Annotated in this window: 16 protein-coding genes and 1 tRNA gene; 9 read left to right on the top strand and 8 right to left on the bottom strand. The window is 73.2% G+C overall.

From position 1 onward, the window contains the following. Nucleotides 1–62: 62 nt before the first annotated feature. From DVA66_RS08140 to DVA66_RS08125, 4 genes are all read left to right on the top strand, one after another. A complete protein-coding gene (locus DVA66_RS08140) occupies nucleotides 63–1,349 on the top strand; it encodes an exo-beta-N-acetylmuramidase NamZ family protein (RefSeq protein WP_114559625.1) in 1,287 nt (428 codons plus the stop codon). Between the two features lie 284 nt (nucleotides 1,350–1,633). Further along, complete coding sequence (locus DVA66_RS08135) at nucleotides 1,634–2,572, top strand: NAD(P)/FAD-dependent oxidoreductase (protein WP_114559628.1); 939 nt, start codon at nucleotides 1,634–1,636, stop codon at nucleotides 2,570–2,572. A gap of 221 nt (nucleotides 2,573–2,793) precedes the next feature. Next, nucleotides 2,794–3,858, top strand: a complete 1,065-nt coding sequence (locus DVA66_RS08130; protein ID WP_198671588.1) for a hypothetical protein — start codon at nucleotides 2,794–2,796, stop codon at nucleotides 3,856–3,858. Nucleotides 3,859–3,899: 41 nt separating this feature from the next. Then, nucleotides 3,900–4,331 carry a hypothetical protein gene (locus DVA66_RS08125; protein WP_157973906.1) on the top strand — a complete coding sequence of 144 codons (432 nt, stop codon included), beginning with the start codon at nucleotides 3,900–3,902 and terminating at the stop codon, nucleotides 4,329–4,331. A gap of 11 nt (nucleotides 4,332–4,342) precedes the next feature. On the opposite strand, the gene DVA66_RS08120 is transcribed toward DVA66_RS08125, so the two are convergent. After that, nucleotides 4,343–4,415: transfer RNA gene (locus DVA66_RS08120), tRNA-Glu, on the bottom strand. A gap of 84 nt (nucleotides 4,416–4,499) precedes the next feature. After that, a complete protein-coding gene (locus tag DVA66_RS08115; protein ID WP_157973905.1) occupies nucleotides 4,500–6,179 on the bottom strand; it encodes an SH3 domain-containing protein in 1,680 nt (559 codons plus the stop codon). Between the two features lie 262 nt (nucleotides 6,180–6,441). Between DVA66_RS08115 and DVA66_RS08110 the strand changes: the two genes are divergently transcribed. After that, nucleotides 6,442–6,783, top strand: a complete 342-nt coding sequence (locus tag DVA66_RS08110; protein WP_114559626.1) for a metallopeptidase family protein — start codon at nucleotides 6,442–6,444, stop codon at nucleotides 6,781–6,783. Nucleotides 6,784–6,792: 9 nt separating this feature from the next. Here DVA66_RS08110 and DVA66_RS08105 read toward each other — a convergent pair whose 3' ends face one another. Genes DVA66_RS08105 through DVA66_RS08090 form a run of 4 tightly spaced genes read right to left on the bottom strand, consistent with a single transcriptional unit; the run spans nucleotide 6,793 to nucleotide 8,512 of the window. Further along, nucleotides 6,793–7,140 (bottom strand): DUF202 domain-containing protein, encoded by a 348-nt coding sequence (locus DVA66_RS08105; RefSeq protein ID WP_114559622.1) that lies wholly within the window; start codon nucleotides 7,138–7,140, stop codon nucleotides 6,793–6,795. Then, nucleotides 7,137–7,514 carry a YidH family protein gene (locus DVA66_RS08100; protein WP_232821841.1) on the bottom strand — a complete coding sequence of 126 codons (378 nt, stop codon included), beginning with the start codon at nucleotides 7,512–7,514 and terminating at the stop codon, nucleotides 7,137–7,139. The genes DVA66_RS08105 and DVA66_RS08100 overlap by 4 nt, the downstream gene beginning before the upstream one ends. A gap of 10 nt (nucleotides 7,515–7,524) precedes the next feature. Next, entirely contained in the window at nucleotides 7,525–8,241 is a 717-nt protein-coding gene (locus tag DVA66_RS08095; RefSeq protein WP_114559620.1) for a hypothetical protein, read from the bottom strand. Between the two features lie 19 nt (nucleotides 8,242–8,260). Continuing rightward, entirely contained in the window at nucleotides 8,261–8,512 is a 252-nt protein-coding gene (locus DVA66_RS08090) for a DUF6458 family protein (RefSeq protein ID WP_114559619.1), read from the bottom strand. 171 nt (nucleotides 8,513–8,683) lie between these two features. On the opposite strand from DVA66_RS08090, the gene DVA66_RS08085 reads away from it, so the two are divergent. After that, nucleotides 8,684–9,826, top strand: coding sequence for a serine hydrolase domain-containing protein (locus DVA66_RS08085; protein ID WP_114559618.1), 1,143 nt, complete (start codon nucleotides 8,684–8,686; stop codon nucleotides 9,824–9,826). Between the two features lie 61 nt (nucleotides 9,827–9,887). On the opposite strand, the gene DVA66_RS08080 is transcribed toward DVA66_RS08085, so the two are convergent. Next, nucleotides 9,888–10,223, bottom strand: a complete 336-nt coding sequence (locus tag DVA66_RS08080) for an SHOCT domain-containing protein (RefSeq protein ID WP_114559617.1) — start codon at nucleotides 10,221–10,223, stop codon at nucleotides 9,888–9,890. A 138-nt stretch (nucleotides 10,224–10,361) separates the two neighbouring features. On the opposite strand from DVA66_RS08080, the gene DVA66_RS08075 reads away from it, so the two are divergent. Both DVA66_RS08075 and DVA66_RS08070 read left to right on the top strand, forming a co-directional pair. Then, nucleotides 10,362–11,594 (top strand): sensor histidine kinase, encoded by a 1,233-nt coding sequence (locus DVA66_RS08075; protein WP_157973904.1) that lies wholly within the window; start codon nucleotides 10,362–10,364, stop codon nucleotides 11,592–11,594. After that, nucleotides 11,591–12,244, top strand: coding sequence for a response regulator (locus DVA66_RS08070; RefSeq protein ID WP_114559615.1), 654 nt, complete (start codon nucleotides 11,591–11,593; stop codon nucleotides 12,242–12,244). The genes DVA66_RS08075 and DVA66_RS08070 overlap by 4 nt, the downstream gene beginning before the upstream one ends. 177 nt (nucleotides 12,245–12,421) lie before the next feature. On the opposite strand, the gene DVA66_RS08065 is transcribed toward DVA66_RS08070, so the two are convergent. Further along, a complete protein-coding gene (locus DVA66_RS08065) occupies nucleotides 12,422–13,843 on the bottom strand; it encodes an Nramp family divalent metal transporter (RefSeq protein ID WP_232821840.1) in 1,422 nt (473 codons plus the stop codon). 104 nt (nucleotides 13,844–13,947) lie between these two features. Here DVA66_RS08065 and DVA66_RS08060 point away from each other — a divergent pair, with 104 nt between their 5' ends. Then, on the top strand, nucleotides 13,948–14,742 hold the full coding sequence (locus tag DVA66_RS08060) for a DUF4129 domain-containing protein (RefSeq protein WP_114559613.1): 795 nt from the start codon (nucleotides 13,948–13,950) through the stop codon (nucleotides 14,740–14,742). Nucleotides 14,743–14,756 lie beyond the last annotated feature (14 nt).

Here is a 14,756-nt window from a genome sequence, read left to right as displayed (position 1 = left end):
TGCTCTACCCCCTCGGTCACGGCCTGACCTACTGACCTCCGCAACCCCCTGAGGAGAACGAGATGACCACAGTGAACCGACGGCACCTGCTCGCCGGGGCGGGGGCGGCGGCGGTCGCCGTCCCGCTGGCCGGGGCGACCGGCGCCCCCGCGCACGCCGAGACCACCAGCCCGCGGGTGCGCACCGGCGCCCAGGTGCTGGCCGACCGCGGCTGGAGCGGGCTGTCCGGCCGGGTCGGGGTCTTCACCAACCCCACCGGCATCCTGGCCAACGGGCGCAGCATCGTCGACGAGATGCACGAGTCCGGCAACGTCGACGTGGTGGCGGTGTTCGGGCCCGAGCACGGCTTCCGCGGCACCGCCCAGGCCGGCGAGTCCGAGGGCGACACCGAGGACCCGCGCACCGGGATCATGGTCTACGACGCCTACGGAGCCAACGCCACCTCGCTGGCCGGGATGTACCGGGAGGCCGACGTGGACGTCGTCGTCTTCGACATCCAGGACGTCGGCGCGCGCTTCTACACCTACATCTGGTCGATGTACACCGCGATGGAGGCCGCCGCCCGCGAGGGCATCGCCTTCACCGTGCTCGACCGGCCCAACCCGATCGGCGGCACCCCGCGCGGCCCGCTGATGACCCCGGAGTACACCTCCGGCGTCGGCGCCCACGAGATCATCCAGGTGCACGGGATGACGGTGGGGGAGCTGGCCCGCTACTTCAACTCCGAGCTCCTGCCCGAGAAGGCCGGCGCGTCCGTGGGTGACCTGCAGGTGGTGGAGGTCGAGGGCTGGCGCCGCGACATGCTGTTCGAGGACACCGGCCTGCTCTGGGTGCTGCCCAGCCCCAACATGCCGACCCCGCAGACCGCGCTGCTCTACCCGGGCACCTGCCTGTTCGAGGGCACCAACCTGTCGGAGGGCCGCGGCACCACCCGGCCGTTCGAGCTGATCGGGGCGCCCTACGTCGACTACCGCTGGACCGAGTGGCTGACCGCGCGGGAGATCCCGGGGGTGCTGTTCCGGGAGGCCTACTTCAACCCGATCCAGAGCAAGCACGTCGGCAAGGTCTGCGGCGGCGTCCAGGTGCACATCGTCGACGCCGACGCGCTCGACCCGGTCCGGGTCGGGGTGGAGATGCTGGTCGGGCTGAAGGCGCTCTACCCCGAGTTCGCCTGGCGGGAGGACGCCTGGGACCCGCAGCGTCCGTTCTGGATCGACAAGCTCACCGGCTCGCCCCGGCTGCGCACCCAGATCGACGCCGGCGCCGACGCCGCCGACGTCATCGCCGCCTGGAAGCGGGAGACCGCCGCCTTCGCCGCCGACCGCCGCCGCTACCTGCTGTACCGCTGATCCGCACGGCCCCGGGTCGAGCCCGCTCCCGCCGCGTGCGGGGGCGGGCTCGCTCGCGTCCCCGCGCTTCGACAGGCTCAGCGCGCTGTGGTCGGGTCTGCGCCCACGTCCCGACCGGTCGCGGCCCCCGATCCAACGCCCTGAGCCTGTCGAAGGGCGATCCACCCGCGCCCCGTCCCGACCCGGACGCGGCCCCCGATCCAACGCCCTGAGCCTGTCGAAGGGCGAGCCGCGCGAGCCGCCTCGGCGCTGCCGCCGAGGGGTAGCGTGGCACAGTGACCGGCATGGAGCCCGTGGTGGTCGTCGGAGCCGGGATCGCGGGGGTGGCCGTGGCGCGGGCGCTGACCGTGGCCGGCGTCCCGGTGGTGCTGCTCGACCGGGGCCGGCGTCCGGGCGGACGGATGGCCGTGCGCACCACCGACGGCCGCCCCGTCGACACCGGCGCGTCCTACCTCACCGTCTCCGACCCCGGCTTCGAGCAGGTGGTGCGGGACTGGGAGCGGCGCGGGCTGGCCCGACCCTGGACCGACACCTTCGCCGCGGTCGGCGCCGACGGCCGCAGCGAGACGCAGGGGTCGGTGCGCTGGGCCGCCCCGGCCGGGCTGCGCTCGCTGGTGGAGGACCTCGCCGAGGGTCTCGACCTGCGCCGGGTGACGGTGGAGCGGGTCGACACGGCCGACGAGGTCGCCGGTGTCGCCGCGTCGGCGGTGGTGCTGGCGATGCCCGACCCGCAGGCCCGCCGGCTGCTGGGCGACTGCTTCGCCGCCGAGCGGGACGCCCTGGACGACCCCTTCGAGCCGGTGCTGGCCCTCATCGCGCACTGGCGGGAGCGGGTCTGGGAGGAGGTCGACGGGGTGTTCGTCAACGACGACCCGGTGCTGTCCTGGGTGGCCGACGACGGCCTGCGCCGCGGCGACCGCGCGCCGGTGCTGGTGGCCCACTCGACCGCGGGCTTCGCCACCGGGCACCTGGACGACCCCGAGTCCGCCACCGGTGCCATGGTCGCCGCGCTCCGCCGGGTGGTCGGCGCGACGGAGGAGCCGGCCGCCACGCACGTGCACCGCTGGACCTTCGCCCGCCCCGCGTCGGGCCACGACCGTCCCTACCAGCTGGGGGAGTCCCGCCTCGGCGTCTGCGGCGACGCCTGGTCCGACCGCCCCCGCGTCGAGGCCGCCTGGCTCTCCGGCACCGCCCTCGGCCGGGAGCTCGCCTCCCGCCTCTGACCGCCACCCCTGGGCGCGTGGAGGTCATCGCCGTCTCGACCGGCGTGTCGCGGCGTGTCGCCGGCCCCGCCCGCGATGGCGGGCACGTTCCCTGGGGCGTCCCGGTCCGACCACGGTCGGTCCCGCCGCTGGCGATCCACGACGCCGGGATGAGCCGCTCCCGCCGGATCGGTGACGCTCGTCAGCGGTCCAGACGCCCAGCCGGACCTAGCGTCAGGGTCATGCCGAGCAGCGCGACCTCCGTCCCCGCCACCGCCACCCGTCCCGACTCCCCGTCGGCCCCGGCCAGCACCCCCGCCGAGCCCCCGGCCCAGCGCGGCTGGGTGACCGCCGGCTGGGCGGTGCACTGGGTGGTGCGGATGCACCTGGCGCTGGGGCTGCTGGTCTACGGCTGGAGCAAGGTCTTCCTCATGCAGATGGGGCGCGCCGACCTCGGCGACGCGCTGGTGCAGTTCGGCGAGATGAGCCCGATGGGTCTGCTGTGGCGGTTCATGGCGTTCTCGCCGGCGGTGCAGGTGCTGGCCGGGCTGGCCGAGGTGCTGGCCGCCGCGCTGCTGCTGTTCCGTCGGACCGCCTGGCTCGGCGGGCTGCTGGCCGTCGCCGACATGGGCGTGGTGTTCCTGCTCAACCTCACCTTCGACGTCCCGGTCAAGCAGCTGGCCCTGCTGATGTGCCTGGCCGGGGTGGCGGTCGTGGCCCCCTTCGTGCCGCACCTGTGGTCGGTCCTGCGGGGACGGGCCACCGTCCGGCCGCTGCCTACGGTGCTGCCCTGGCCGCCGGTGCACCGCGTCACCCGCTGGCTCGGCGCCGTGGCGGGGGTGGGCGCGCTGGCGGTCTCCGGCGCCGGGTTCGCCGTCGTCACCTCCGGCGGCTTCACCCCCGCCGACACCGCGCTCACCGGCGCGCACCGGGTGGTCGAGGACACCGCCGAGCCCGCCGCCCAGCTCAGCCAGGACACCCGCTGGCAGCAGGTCGCCTTCGGCCAGTACCAGAACGCCGGCTGGGCGCGGGCCGCGATCCGCTACGCCGACGGCCGCTACCAGGAGGGCACCTACGCCGTCGACGGGGACGCCGTCACGCTGCGGCTCTACCCGGTGCGCGAGGGCAGCCAGGGTCTGGTGCGCGACTACGAGCGCACCCTCGAGCTGACCTGGACCGAGCTGGGGGAGGGCCGCGTGCGGCTGGTCGGGGAGGGCGTCGACCTGGTGGTGGCGCCCGACCCCGAGGCCACCTACCTGTTCGACCGCGACTTCTCCTGGACGCCGTCGACGCCGATCAACCGCTGACCCGACTGGCGCTGTCAGCCGCGTGGCGCACACTGCTCCGCATGCCGCGGAGCAGGAGAGCAGCCGACCGGTGGCGCGCACGCGTCACCGAGGAGCAGGCGCCCTACGTCGCCGCCGTGGTCGCGGCCCGGCCCGGGCTGGCGCGGCTGTTCCGGGAGATGGAGGCCGGCGGGCTCGTCCCCATCGACCACCACGGCCACGGCTACTACCTGCTGGTCGATCAGCACGCGGGCGACCCGGCCCGCAAGTACGCGGTCGGTGACGACGGCGGCCTGTACTGGGCACCGATCGCCGACCGCGACGACGACCCGGCGCGCGACGCCCACACCTGGGTGATCATGTACGGCCTGCGGTGGCTGGCGCTCGACGAGCGGGGCCGGCTGCTGGCCCGCTGGGGCGAGGAGCTGGTGCCGGTCGCCGACAAGGTGCGCACCGACCTCGCCGCGCTGCGGGAGAGGAGGACGCGACGGTGACCTCCGCGGGGTATCCCCAACGGGATTCGAACCCGCGCTGCCGCCTTGAAAGGGCGGAGTCCTAGGCCGCTAGACGATGGGGACCTGGGCAGCACTCTAGCCGCCGGGGACGCCTGCGGCCCAACCGTCGGGGGATCGGTTGGGCCGCAGGGGGCTCGGGTCCGACGCTCAGAACGTCGTGACGTGGATGTGGTTCTTGTGGTTGGCGTTGTCCGAGCCGCGGTCGGCCATGTAGCGCCAGCCCTCACCGCTGCGACGGACGTTCCAGATGCGCTGGTCGTAGATGATGTACTCCACGTTCAGCTGGGAGGCGTTGTTCTTGATCCACTCTGCCATGTCCTTGCCGAGCGCCCGGCTGGAGGCCGAGCGGTAGTTCGGCAGCATGGCGTCCAGCGCCTTGCCGGAGGGGTGGTCGGGGATCGCGTCCGGTCGCACGCCGTGGTAGGTGGTGACCTGCGGGTAGCGCGCCTTGAGCCGGGCCAGCAGGTAGCGCGAGTTCGACGTCAGTCCCGACTCACCGGTGACGGTGACCTTGCCGCCGCGGCCGTCGGTGTCGTCCTGGGCGTTTTGGCGCGGGGTCTCCTTCGAGAGGTACTGGGCGGTCACCCAGCGCACCGCACCCTTGTAGACCACCTGCGCCCGGCCGTGCTCGACCTTGCCGGTGATCTCGAGCTTGGTGCCGGTCTTCACGTCGGTGATGGTCGAGCCACCCCGGGAGGCGGTGCGGATGGCCAGCAGCGTGGTGGCGTACCGCACCCCGGTGACCTTCGGCTTGGCCGGGGCCTTCGGACCGGCGGCCTCGCCCTGCGGCCGCTTCTCCGACAGGTACTGCGCCGAGACCCACCGCTTCTTGCCCTGGAAGGTGACCTGGGCGTAGCCGTTCTCGACGACCTCGTGGAAGAGGAAGCCGTAGCCGCGGCCGGCCACGTTGACGATGGGAGCGCTCTTGCGCGGCTCGGTGCGCACGTTGAGCGCGGTGGTGCCGTAGCGCCACACGCCCTTGGCGTTGCCTACCGGGGCCGGCTTCGTCTCGGGCTTCGGCTTCGGTGCGGGCTTGGGCGCGGGCTTGGCCCCCGACGGCATCGGCTCCTTCGGCTGGGAGGTGCCGGACGGCTTGGTCTCGCTCAGGTAGCGCGCGGAGACCCAGCGGGTCTTGCCCTTGAAGGTGACCTCGGCGAACCCGTTCTCCTGGCGGCCGTGGTAGATGAAGCCGTAGCCCCGGCCCGCGACGTCGACCACCTTGGCGCGCAGGCTCGGGTCGGTGCGGACGTTGAGGTTGGTGGTGCCGTAGCGCCAGGTCTTCTTCGCGTCGGGGGTCTTGCTGCCGGGCTTGTCCGGGCTGAGGTACTGGGTGGTGACCCAGCGCGACTTGCCCTTGAAGTTGACCTCGCTGAAGCCGTTCTTCGTGGCACCGGTGACCTGGAAGCCGTAGCCCTTGCCGGCCACGGTGACGATCGGGGAGCTGATGCTCGGCCCGGTCCGGACGTTCAGCGCGACCGTGCCCCAGCGCCAGCCCTTGGACGGCTTGGCGTCGTCGGCCTCGGCATCGGAGTCGCTCAGCACCACGTAGTCCGACGAGATCCAGGCTGACGTGCCGGAGTAGGTGACCGGCGTCCAGCCGTTCTTGGCCTTGCCCTTGGTGGGCAGGCTCTGCCCGGTCGAGAGCGAGCCGAGGACGCGGTGCTTGGTGCTCGGCCCGGTCCGGACGTTGACGTTCGTCGTCGCGGTGACCATCTCGTCGCCGGCCTCGGCGACGGTCGTGGCCACCAGCGAGACGCCCGAGATGAGGCCGGCGGCCACCATCAGAGATGCCGCCGCCCCCCCGATGCGTTTCAGGGCGCTGTTCACCGATCTGTCCTCCCCGACGGCCTTCCCCTGCCGTCAGTCGTGGGCGTGATCGACGCGGTCGGACGTCCCCCAGACCCCTTGTGTCACATCTGACACACGAGCCCCGACCACCACATCAACCTCAAACTGCTCAGGACACTAAGAGGCAACGCTCAGGATCCGCAATAACCCTCAACCTCAGGTGCAAGTCGACACGCCGTACTACTGGCTAAGAACTACACGCGTGTCATTCATCGTCCGCTACCCTGACGCGGTGCTGTCGATGGAGCGCGAGGAGTTCGACCACCTCGTCGAGCAGGCCCTCGCCGACGTCCCGACCGAGCTGGCCGCACTGGTCGAGAACTGCGTCATCGTGGTCGAGGACGACGCCCCGGCCGAGGAGCCGGGCCTGCTCGGCTTCTACGACGGTGTGCCCCTGACCGAGCGCGACACCGGCTACGGCGGCGTCCTGCCCGACCGGATCGTCGTGTTCATGAATCCCACGCTGGCGATCTGCGAGACCCGCGAGGACGTCGTGGAGGAGGTGACGATCACCGTCGTGCACGAGATCGCCCACCACTTCGGCATCGACGACGACCGGCTGCACGAGCTCGGCTGGGCCTGAGCACCTGCGTCAGGACCAGACCAGGAGCAGCAGCCCGGCGCCCGCGCCGATGGTCAGCACCAGCAGCACCATCACCAGGTTGATCCGCCCGTCGGGCAGCTGCCCCCGGGTGCGGACCGCCACCTCGGCCGCGGTGTAGCGCCGTCCCGCCAGCAGCGCCATCCCGAGCCCGAGCGCCAGCGCGACGCCGCCGAGCAGCAGCCCGGGCAGCATGGCCTCGGTGGCGACCAGCCGGGCCACCACCAGCGCCGCCACCGTCAGCGAGAGCAGGGTGCGCTGCCAGGCCAGCCGGGTGCGCTCGTTCTGCGCCCCCGGGTCCCAGAGCCGGGCCGGCCCGTCCTGCCCGGAACGGCTCACACCAGGACGACCACGGCGATCACCGCCACCAGCACCAGGGTGCTGGTGAGCAGCAGCATGGCCGGGGAGGAGGGCAGCGGGCGGTGCAGCCGCAGCGCCTTCTCGTTGCGCGCCCAGCGGGCCAGCGCGACCACCCCGGAGAGCACACCGCAGACCACCAGCACGGCGGCGGCGAGATGGGCCAGCAGCTCCCGGCCCGGCAGCAGGCCGGCGATCGTGGTGAGTGCGACACCGGCGGTGAGGAAGGCGAGCCCGGTGCGGATCCAGGCCAGGAAGGTGCGCTCGTTGGCGAAGGTGAAGCGGGGGTCGGGCTCCTCGCCGACGCCGTACACCGAGCGTGGCCAGCGACGGTCGACGGGGTCCTCGGCTGGCACGACGGTCATCCTAGACAGGCGGGTCCTCGCCGCGGTCGGGTGAGGTGACGGCGCCGGCGTCCACCACCACCCAGCTCTGCCGCCGGTCGCTCACCCAGCGGGCGCACCGGCCGAGCACCGTGGACGGCACCCAGCCCGACTGCAGGTCGGCGGTGCTGACCGGGGTGGCTCCGGTGGCGATCTGCACCTCGTCGCGGGCGCGGGCGTCGAGCCCGGTCACGGCGAGCAGCCGGCGGGTGCGCTGGATCTGGTTGACCTCGAGCGTGCGCACCAGGACCGGGTCGATCTCGGGGGCGAGCACGACGTGGGCGGAGGCTGGCCGCTCGAGGAAGGGCAGCAGCGCCCGCAGGCTGCGCACCGGGTCGACGCAGAGCAGCACGAGCGGCTCGTCCAGGACGGCCCGTCCGGAGGCCCGGTCGGTGACGAACCCGGCGGCCGCCATCCCGTGCCCGAGGCGGGTGGCCGCGACCAGCTGACGCTCCAGCTCGGTCCGCTGGGCCGCGGACAGCTCGGTGCTCGGGGCGTCCGGCGGCGGCGTTCCGGCCTGCTCGTCGCTCAGGTAGAGCGGCGAGACCTCGCCGCCGGGGCCGGGGATCGCGCGGGCCGGTGGTCGCAGCAGCAGCTCCTCGCGGGCGCGCTGGCGGTGCCGGTCGTGCAGGGCGCCGAACAGGATGACACCCGTGCCGACGATGAGGACGGCGACCAGCCAGAAGACCCAGGACGGCACGGCGGCAGCCCCGACGAGGTCAGTGCAGGTCGCGCTCGGTGTACTCCTCGCGCGGCGGCCGGCTGCCGTCGTCGACCACCCGACGGGTCGTGGTGCGGCGGGGAGCGCGGGTGCTCTGCATCCAGATCAGACCGATGATGATGCCGATCACCCCGGCACCCATGAGGATGTAGCCGATCAGCTGCAGGTCGACGGCCTCGAGGTCGACGTCGACCGCGAAGGCGAGGATGGCACCGATCACCAGCAGGGCGATACCGGGTCCGATCTTCATCGTCGTGCTCCCTTCCTCGGGCGCCCGGAGCGGGCTGCTCCCACCCTAGGCGATGACCACCGGCGGGTGCGCCGGTGCCGTCCCGGCGCGCCACGGGGCCCGGGTCCGATGAGACCGGCGCCCGTGCCGGGTCGTACCCCCTCAAGACCCCAGCCGAACGGGAGGACGAGGATGAGCGAGCTGCAGGAGCTGGTGGAGGAGCCGACGCGGACGGGGGCGGTGCCCGGGGTGGTCGCCCTCGTCGCCACGGGCGGTCGGCGTGAGGTCGCCGCGGCCGGTGTCCGGGCCCTCGGCGGGGTGGCGATGAGCCGGGACACGGTGTTCCGGATCGCCTCGCTGAGCAAGTCGTTGCTGGCCGCGGCGGCGATGGCGCTGGTCGACCGGGGACGGCTCGGCCTGGACGACGAGGTGCGCCGCTGGCTGCCCGAGCTGTCCTCGCCGTCGGTGCTGCGCACGCCGACCTCGGAGCTCGACGACGTGGTGCCGGCGGAACGGCCGATCACGGTGCGGCACCTGCTCGAGTTCTCCGGCGGGCACGGGATGGTGCCGCAGTTCGACGCGCCGGTGGTCGTCGCGCTGATGGAGCGGCTGCACCAGGGGCCGCCGGAGCCGCAGCGGACCCCGGCGCCGCAGGAGTGGATGGCCCGGCTGGCGGAGATCCCGCTGGTGCACCAGCCCGGCCGGGGCTGGACCTACAACACCGGGGCGGACGTGCTCAGCGTGCTGCTGTCCCGGGTGGAGGGCGCCAGTGTGGCGCAGGTGCTCGCCGACACCGTCCTCGAGCCGCTGGGTCTGCACGACACCGGGTTCTGGGTGCCGGCCGACAAGCGGGAGCGGTTCGCGACCTCCTACCGCGCCGACGGCTCCGGCGAGCTGGTCGAGGTGGACGGGCCGGACGGGCAGTGGAGCGAGGAGCCGGCGTTCTGCTCCGGCGCAGGCGGCCTGGTCTCCACCGTCGACGACTGGTGCACCTTCGCGCAGATGCTGCTCGCCGGTGGTCAGCACGCGGGACGCGCCGTGCTCTCGGCCGAGGCGGTGCGGCAGATGACGAGCCCGCAGAACCGGGCCGAAGCGGGCAACATCTTCCTGGAGGACCAGGCCTGGGGCTTCGGTGGCAGCGTCGACGTCTCCGCCGACCAGCCCTGGCAGGTGCCCGGACGCTACGGCTGGATGGGTGGCACGGGGACCGCCGGCTACCTCTACCCCTCGAGCGGGAGGGTGGCGGTCTGGTTGTCGCAGCGTGAGCTGGCCGGCCCGTCCGACTTCGCCACCGTCGGCCGCTTCCTGACCGGGGTCGCACGCCCGAGCCGCTGAGCACGCCAGGACGTGGCACATCCCGCTGCGACTACGCAGCGGGATGTGCCACCAGGTGCGGTCAGTGCTTCTTCTTCTCCTGGAACCGGGGGTCGTCGACCCCGGGCGTCCAGTTGAGGGTGGCGGCACGCTCCAGGAACTCGTCGGTGGAGATGTCACCGCCGGCGTAGCGGTTGGCGAGGATGGTGCGGGCCTCGAACTCCGGCGGGCGGAAGAACGAGGGCGGTCCTGCCAGCCGGCCGCGCTTGGCCAGGAAGAGCAGGGTGCCGACGAAGAGGATCGTGAACAGCAGGAACATGAGACCTCCAAGGATCGGGACGAAGGGCGGTGGGCCGTCGAAGGCCGGGTGGTGGATCGGCATGTCCACCAGCGTCGCCGCGGCGGTGCCCGCAGACATCGGTCAGGCGACGACACCTGTGCTGCGCCCGCTGACGTAGGACGGCTACGTACCGCACCGGATGCGAGCGCCCCGACGCCGTCCTACGCTCGGCAGCGTGTCCCGGCCGGCGGGCACCGGAGGAGCGGAGGAGGGCCGGTGGTGCGAGCTCATCCGCGGGTGCTCCTGCTGGACGTCCCCCTGGCCCTGCTCGTCGGGCTGACGACCTGGGTCAGCCTGTTCCTCGCCAAGATGCCGGTCGGCGGGCCGTACGGCGCGCCCTGGGAAGGTGGGGGACCGCCCTGGCGGGAGCCGTCGGCGCCACCCTTCGCCGCCGTCGACGTCCCGCCGCTGCTGGGCGTGGCGGTGCTGGTGCTCGTCGTCGCCGTCGCACTGCGCCGGCTGCGGCCGCTGGCGGCGTTCCTCGGGGTGGTGCTGGCCGCCGCGGTGCTGCTGGCCTGGGACGCCCCGTTCTGGCCGCTGTGCTTCGCGCCGGCCCTCTCGCTGCTGGCGCTGGCCTCGACCTTCCCGCCACGCCGCTACCTGCCCTGGACCGCCCTGCTGGCGCCCGTGCTGGCGCTCGGCTGGTGGTCCGCCCCGGAGCAGGACACCGACGCCGACCGCGTCCTCGCCCAGAACGCCACCATGACGACCTTCGCGCTGGTGGTGTTCGCGGTGGCGCTGCTGCTGGGCACCCTGCGCCGCGCGCGCTGGCTGGCCGCGCAGCGGATCCGCGCGGACGAGCTGCGCCAGAGCGCGGACGCCGAGCGGCTGCGGATCGCCCGGGAGGTGCACGACGTGGTCGGTCACTCGCTGTCGGTGATCACCATGCAGGCCGGGGTGGCGCTGCACGTGGTGGACCGGCGTCCTGACCAGGTGGAGGAGTCGTTGCGCGCGATCCGCCGCACGGGGCTGGAGGCGATGGCCGAGCTGCGGGCCGCGATGGGGGTGTTCCGCGACGGCGAGGTCGGCACCGCCCCGCTGGCCGGGCTGGACCGGATCCCGGTGGTGGTCGAGGAGCTGCGGGCGGCGGGACGGCAGGTGGGGCTGGAGGTGCCCGACAACCTGGGGGAGGTGTCGCCGACGATCGCCCACGCCGCCTACCGGATCGTCCAGGAGTCGCTGACCAACGTCGGCAAGCACGCCGGCGGCGCCCCGGCCGAGGTGCGGCTGTCGCGGGACGGGTCGACGCTGGTGGTCACCGTCGCCGACGCCGGCCCGGCGCTGGCGCACCCGCCGGAGCCCGGGCACGGGATCGCCGGGATGAGCGAGCGGGCCCGTGGCGTCGGCGGCAGCCTGGACGTCCGCGCGGTGCCGGAGGGCGGGGTGCGGGTGACGGCGCGGCTGCCGCTGCAGGGCGAGGCCGGGCGCGGAAGCGGAGGAGGCCGGTGACGATCGCCGTGGCGGTGGCCGACGACCAGTCGCTGATCCGGATGGGTCTGCGGGTGCTGGTCGAGGCCGAGGACGACCTGGAGTTCGCCGGCGAGGCCGAGAACGGGCACGCGGCGGTGCAGCTGGTGCGCCGCCGGCGTCCTGACGTCATCCTCATGGACATCCGGATGCCGCTGCTCGACGGGATCGAGGCGCTGCGCCAGATCTCGGCCGACGAGAGCCTCGGCGGCACCCGGGTCGTCATGCTCACCACCTTCGAGAACGACGACTACGTGCTGGACGCGCTGCGCGCCGGCGCCGCGGGGTTCCTCGTCAAGGACGACGACCCGACCGAGATGCTGCGGGCGATCCGGCTGGCCGCGGCGGGGGAGTCGCTGCTGTCGCCGTCGGTGACGCAGCGGGTGATCGCCTCGGTGCGCGAGGGACCGGTGCGGCGGGTGCAGCCGCACCCGCTGCTGGGCGAGCTGACCGACCGTGAGCGGGAGGTGCTCGGGCTGATCGGCGAGGGCCTCAACAACGAGGAGATCGCGCAGCGGCTGGTGGTCAGCCCCGCCACCGCACGCACCCACGTCAGCCGGGCGATGACCAAGCTCGGCGCCCGCGACCGCGCCCAGCTGGTGGTGATCGCCTACCGCTCCGGGCTGGTCTGAGCGATCTCGCCAATCGGCTCGGCCAGCGCCTGGGTGTGCCGGTACCGCAGGTACTCCGCGCAGGCGACGGCGGCGGCCAGGTAGACGACCCCGAGCACCCGCTGGTAGGGCGCGTCACCGAGCAGCTGGGCGACGCCCGCCAGGAGGAAGGCGGCGCCCGTGGTCGTCCCTGCCCGGTCAGCCGCCGAGCGCCTCGGCGATGTTGCGGATCTGCTCCTGCCCGGCGACCGCGGTCGCGATGCCGAAGACGACCACCGCCCAGATCATCGCGACGAGCCGCCAGCCGCGGATCCTGATCGGTGCCGGCAGCAGCCGACGGTTGATCAGGATCAGCAGGCCGGAGTAGATGAACATCATCGCCCCGCCGACCACCGCCGAGATCACCAGCAGCGCCAGCGGCTGGTCGAACCCGATCAGCAGCACCAGGACGCCGATCGCCACCAGACCCCAGACCAGACCGGCGTAGAGCTTGTTCTCATCCGCCTTGCGGGCGTAGGAGGTCTTGACCACGTCGGCGGCCATCCGCGAGGTGTAGTCGACGATGCCCAGGGCCGCTCCGAACAGCGAGACCGCACCGACCACCCAGAAGAGGTACTTGAACCACGAGCCGACGCGCTCACCGAGCACCTGGCCCTCAGCCTGCACGAAGGTGACGTCGTCGTTCAGCCCCTCGGTGCCGTAGACCGTCGAGTAGGCCAGCAGCGAGGTGAAGACGATGGTGATGAGGGTGATGAGGACGAAGGTCACCAGCTGCTCGACGTTGGCGAACTTCCACCAGCCGCGCCACCGGGTCAGGTTGTCCGGAGTGGGCTCGAAGACGTAGCCGGTGCTCGGCTTCGCCTCCTTCTGACCCGTCACCGGGCTGACCAGCCGCGGCACGTAGGTGCCCATGCCGAAGCCCTTGTCACGGATCCAGTTGGCCTGCACCAGGTTCTGCCCGCCACCGGCGCCGGCGAAGGCGAGCGCGCCGACGAGGACGGCGAAGCCCAGCTGCTCGTACGGCAGGGACGCCTGGGTGACCGCCTGCGGCAGGTCGGCCCAGGTGTCGGCGCCGATCGCGAACACGGCCGCCACCGCGAACAGCAGCAGCGCGGCCGCCACCTTGATCATCTGCGCCCGCTCGAGGGCCACGTAGACCACCGGGGCGAGGGTGAGGATGAGCCCGATCACGACCAGCAGGCCGATCGCGATGAAGCGGGCCTCGCCGCCGGTCATGAAGGAGATGATCGTCGCGCTGCTGGTGGCCCACCCCGGCCAGAGGTTGGCGAAGTAGGTGAGGATCGCGAAGAACAGTCCCCAGTGCTTCCAGTACCGGCTGAAGCCGGTGAGCGCGGTCTCGGCGGTGGCGAGGGTGTAGCGCTCGACCTCCAGGTTGATGAAGAACTGGGTGAGCAGCCCGACGACCGCCGCCCAGACGAAGACCAGCCCGACCTGGGAGGCGATGTAGGGGTAGATGATGAACTCACCCGACGACAGACCGACCCCGGCGGCGATGATTCCCGGCCCGATCAGCTTCCGGTAGCGCGACGGTGGTTCCGGCAGCACCTCGACCTTCGGTCGTGGCAGGTGCTTGGTCGGGAACGCGTCGGCGGCGCTCACGCTGGCACCCGGTGCGGTGGACGACTCATCTCGGCACTGAGACATGGGTCCGTTCTACCGTCTGCGACCTGCCGGTTGTCCAGGGGGTGTGGTTGGATCGGGCGATGGCGGCCGGGCAGCACACCCGTGGCCGGTCCGACAGCGGGCCGGTCCTGCTGGCCCTGGCCCTGGGTTGCGCAGGTCTGCTGCTCCTGCTGCTGGCCCTGGCCGCGCGGACGGCGCCGGCCTCCCCGATCACCGAGGTGCCCTCGTTCGGCTACCCGAGCGCGCCCGCCGCACCCCCGGGTGAGGGCTACGGCGCACCCCGGCAAGAGCCGTCCGTGCTGCCCGAGCCCGCTCCGCCGCCGGCCTGGGCGGCCCCGCTGGCCGAGGTGCTGGTGCTGCTGGCCGTGGTGGTCGCCGTGCTGGTCGCGGCCGTGGTCGTCCTCCTCGTCGTCCGCGGGGTCCGCGCCCGGCAGCGACCGGTCGGCATCGAGGACGACGCGGAGACGGTGGTCGACGTCGCCGAGGTCCGCGAGCACCTGGCCCGCAGCCAGACCGAGATCGACGTCGAGGGCGACGTCAACCGGGCGGTGGTGCGCTGCTGGCAGGGTCTGGAACGGCTCGCCGCCGCGGCCGGCGCACCCCGGGCCGCGCACCAGACCGCGCGGGAGTACACCGTCGCGGTGCTCACCGCGGCCGCGCTGCCCGAGGGCCCGGTGCACCGGCTCGCCGACGTCTACGAGGACGCCCTGTTCTCCGGCACCCGGCTGCCGGAGTCCGCCCGGCAGACCGCGCTCACCGCACTCACCACCCTCCGCGAGGCGACCGAGCAGCGGGACACCCAGCCGGCGCCGTCCGCGTGGGCTCCCGCGGACGTCCCGGCCGGCGGCCCGGGTGACCGGGGGGCGGGCCGGTGAGCCGACGTCCGCGG

Origin of the sequence: Desertihabitans aurantiacus, from assembly GCF_003344635.1 — a bacterium.
Classification (GTDB): domain Bacteria; phylum Actinomycetota; class Actinomycetes; order Propionibacteriales; family Propionibacteriaceae; genus Desertihabitans; species Desertihabitans aurantiacus.
The sequence above is the reverse complement of the archived record's forward strand: the minus strand, read 5'-3'. Positions and strand labels throughout refer to the sequence as shown.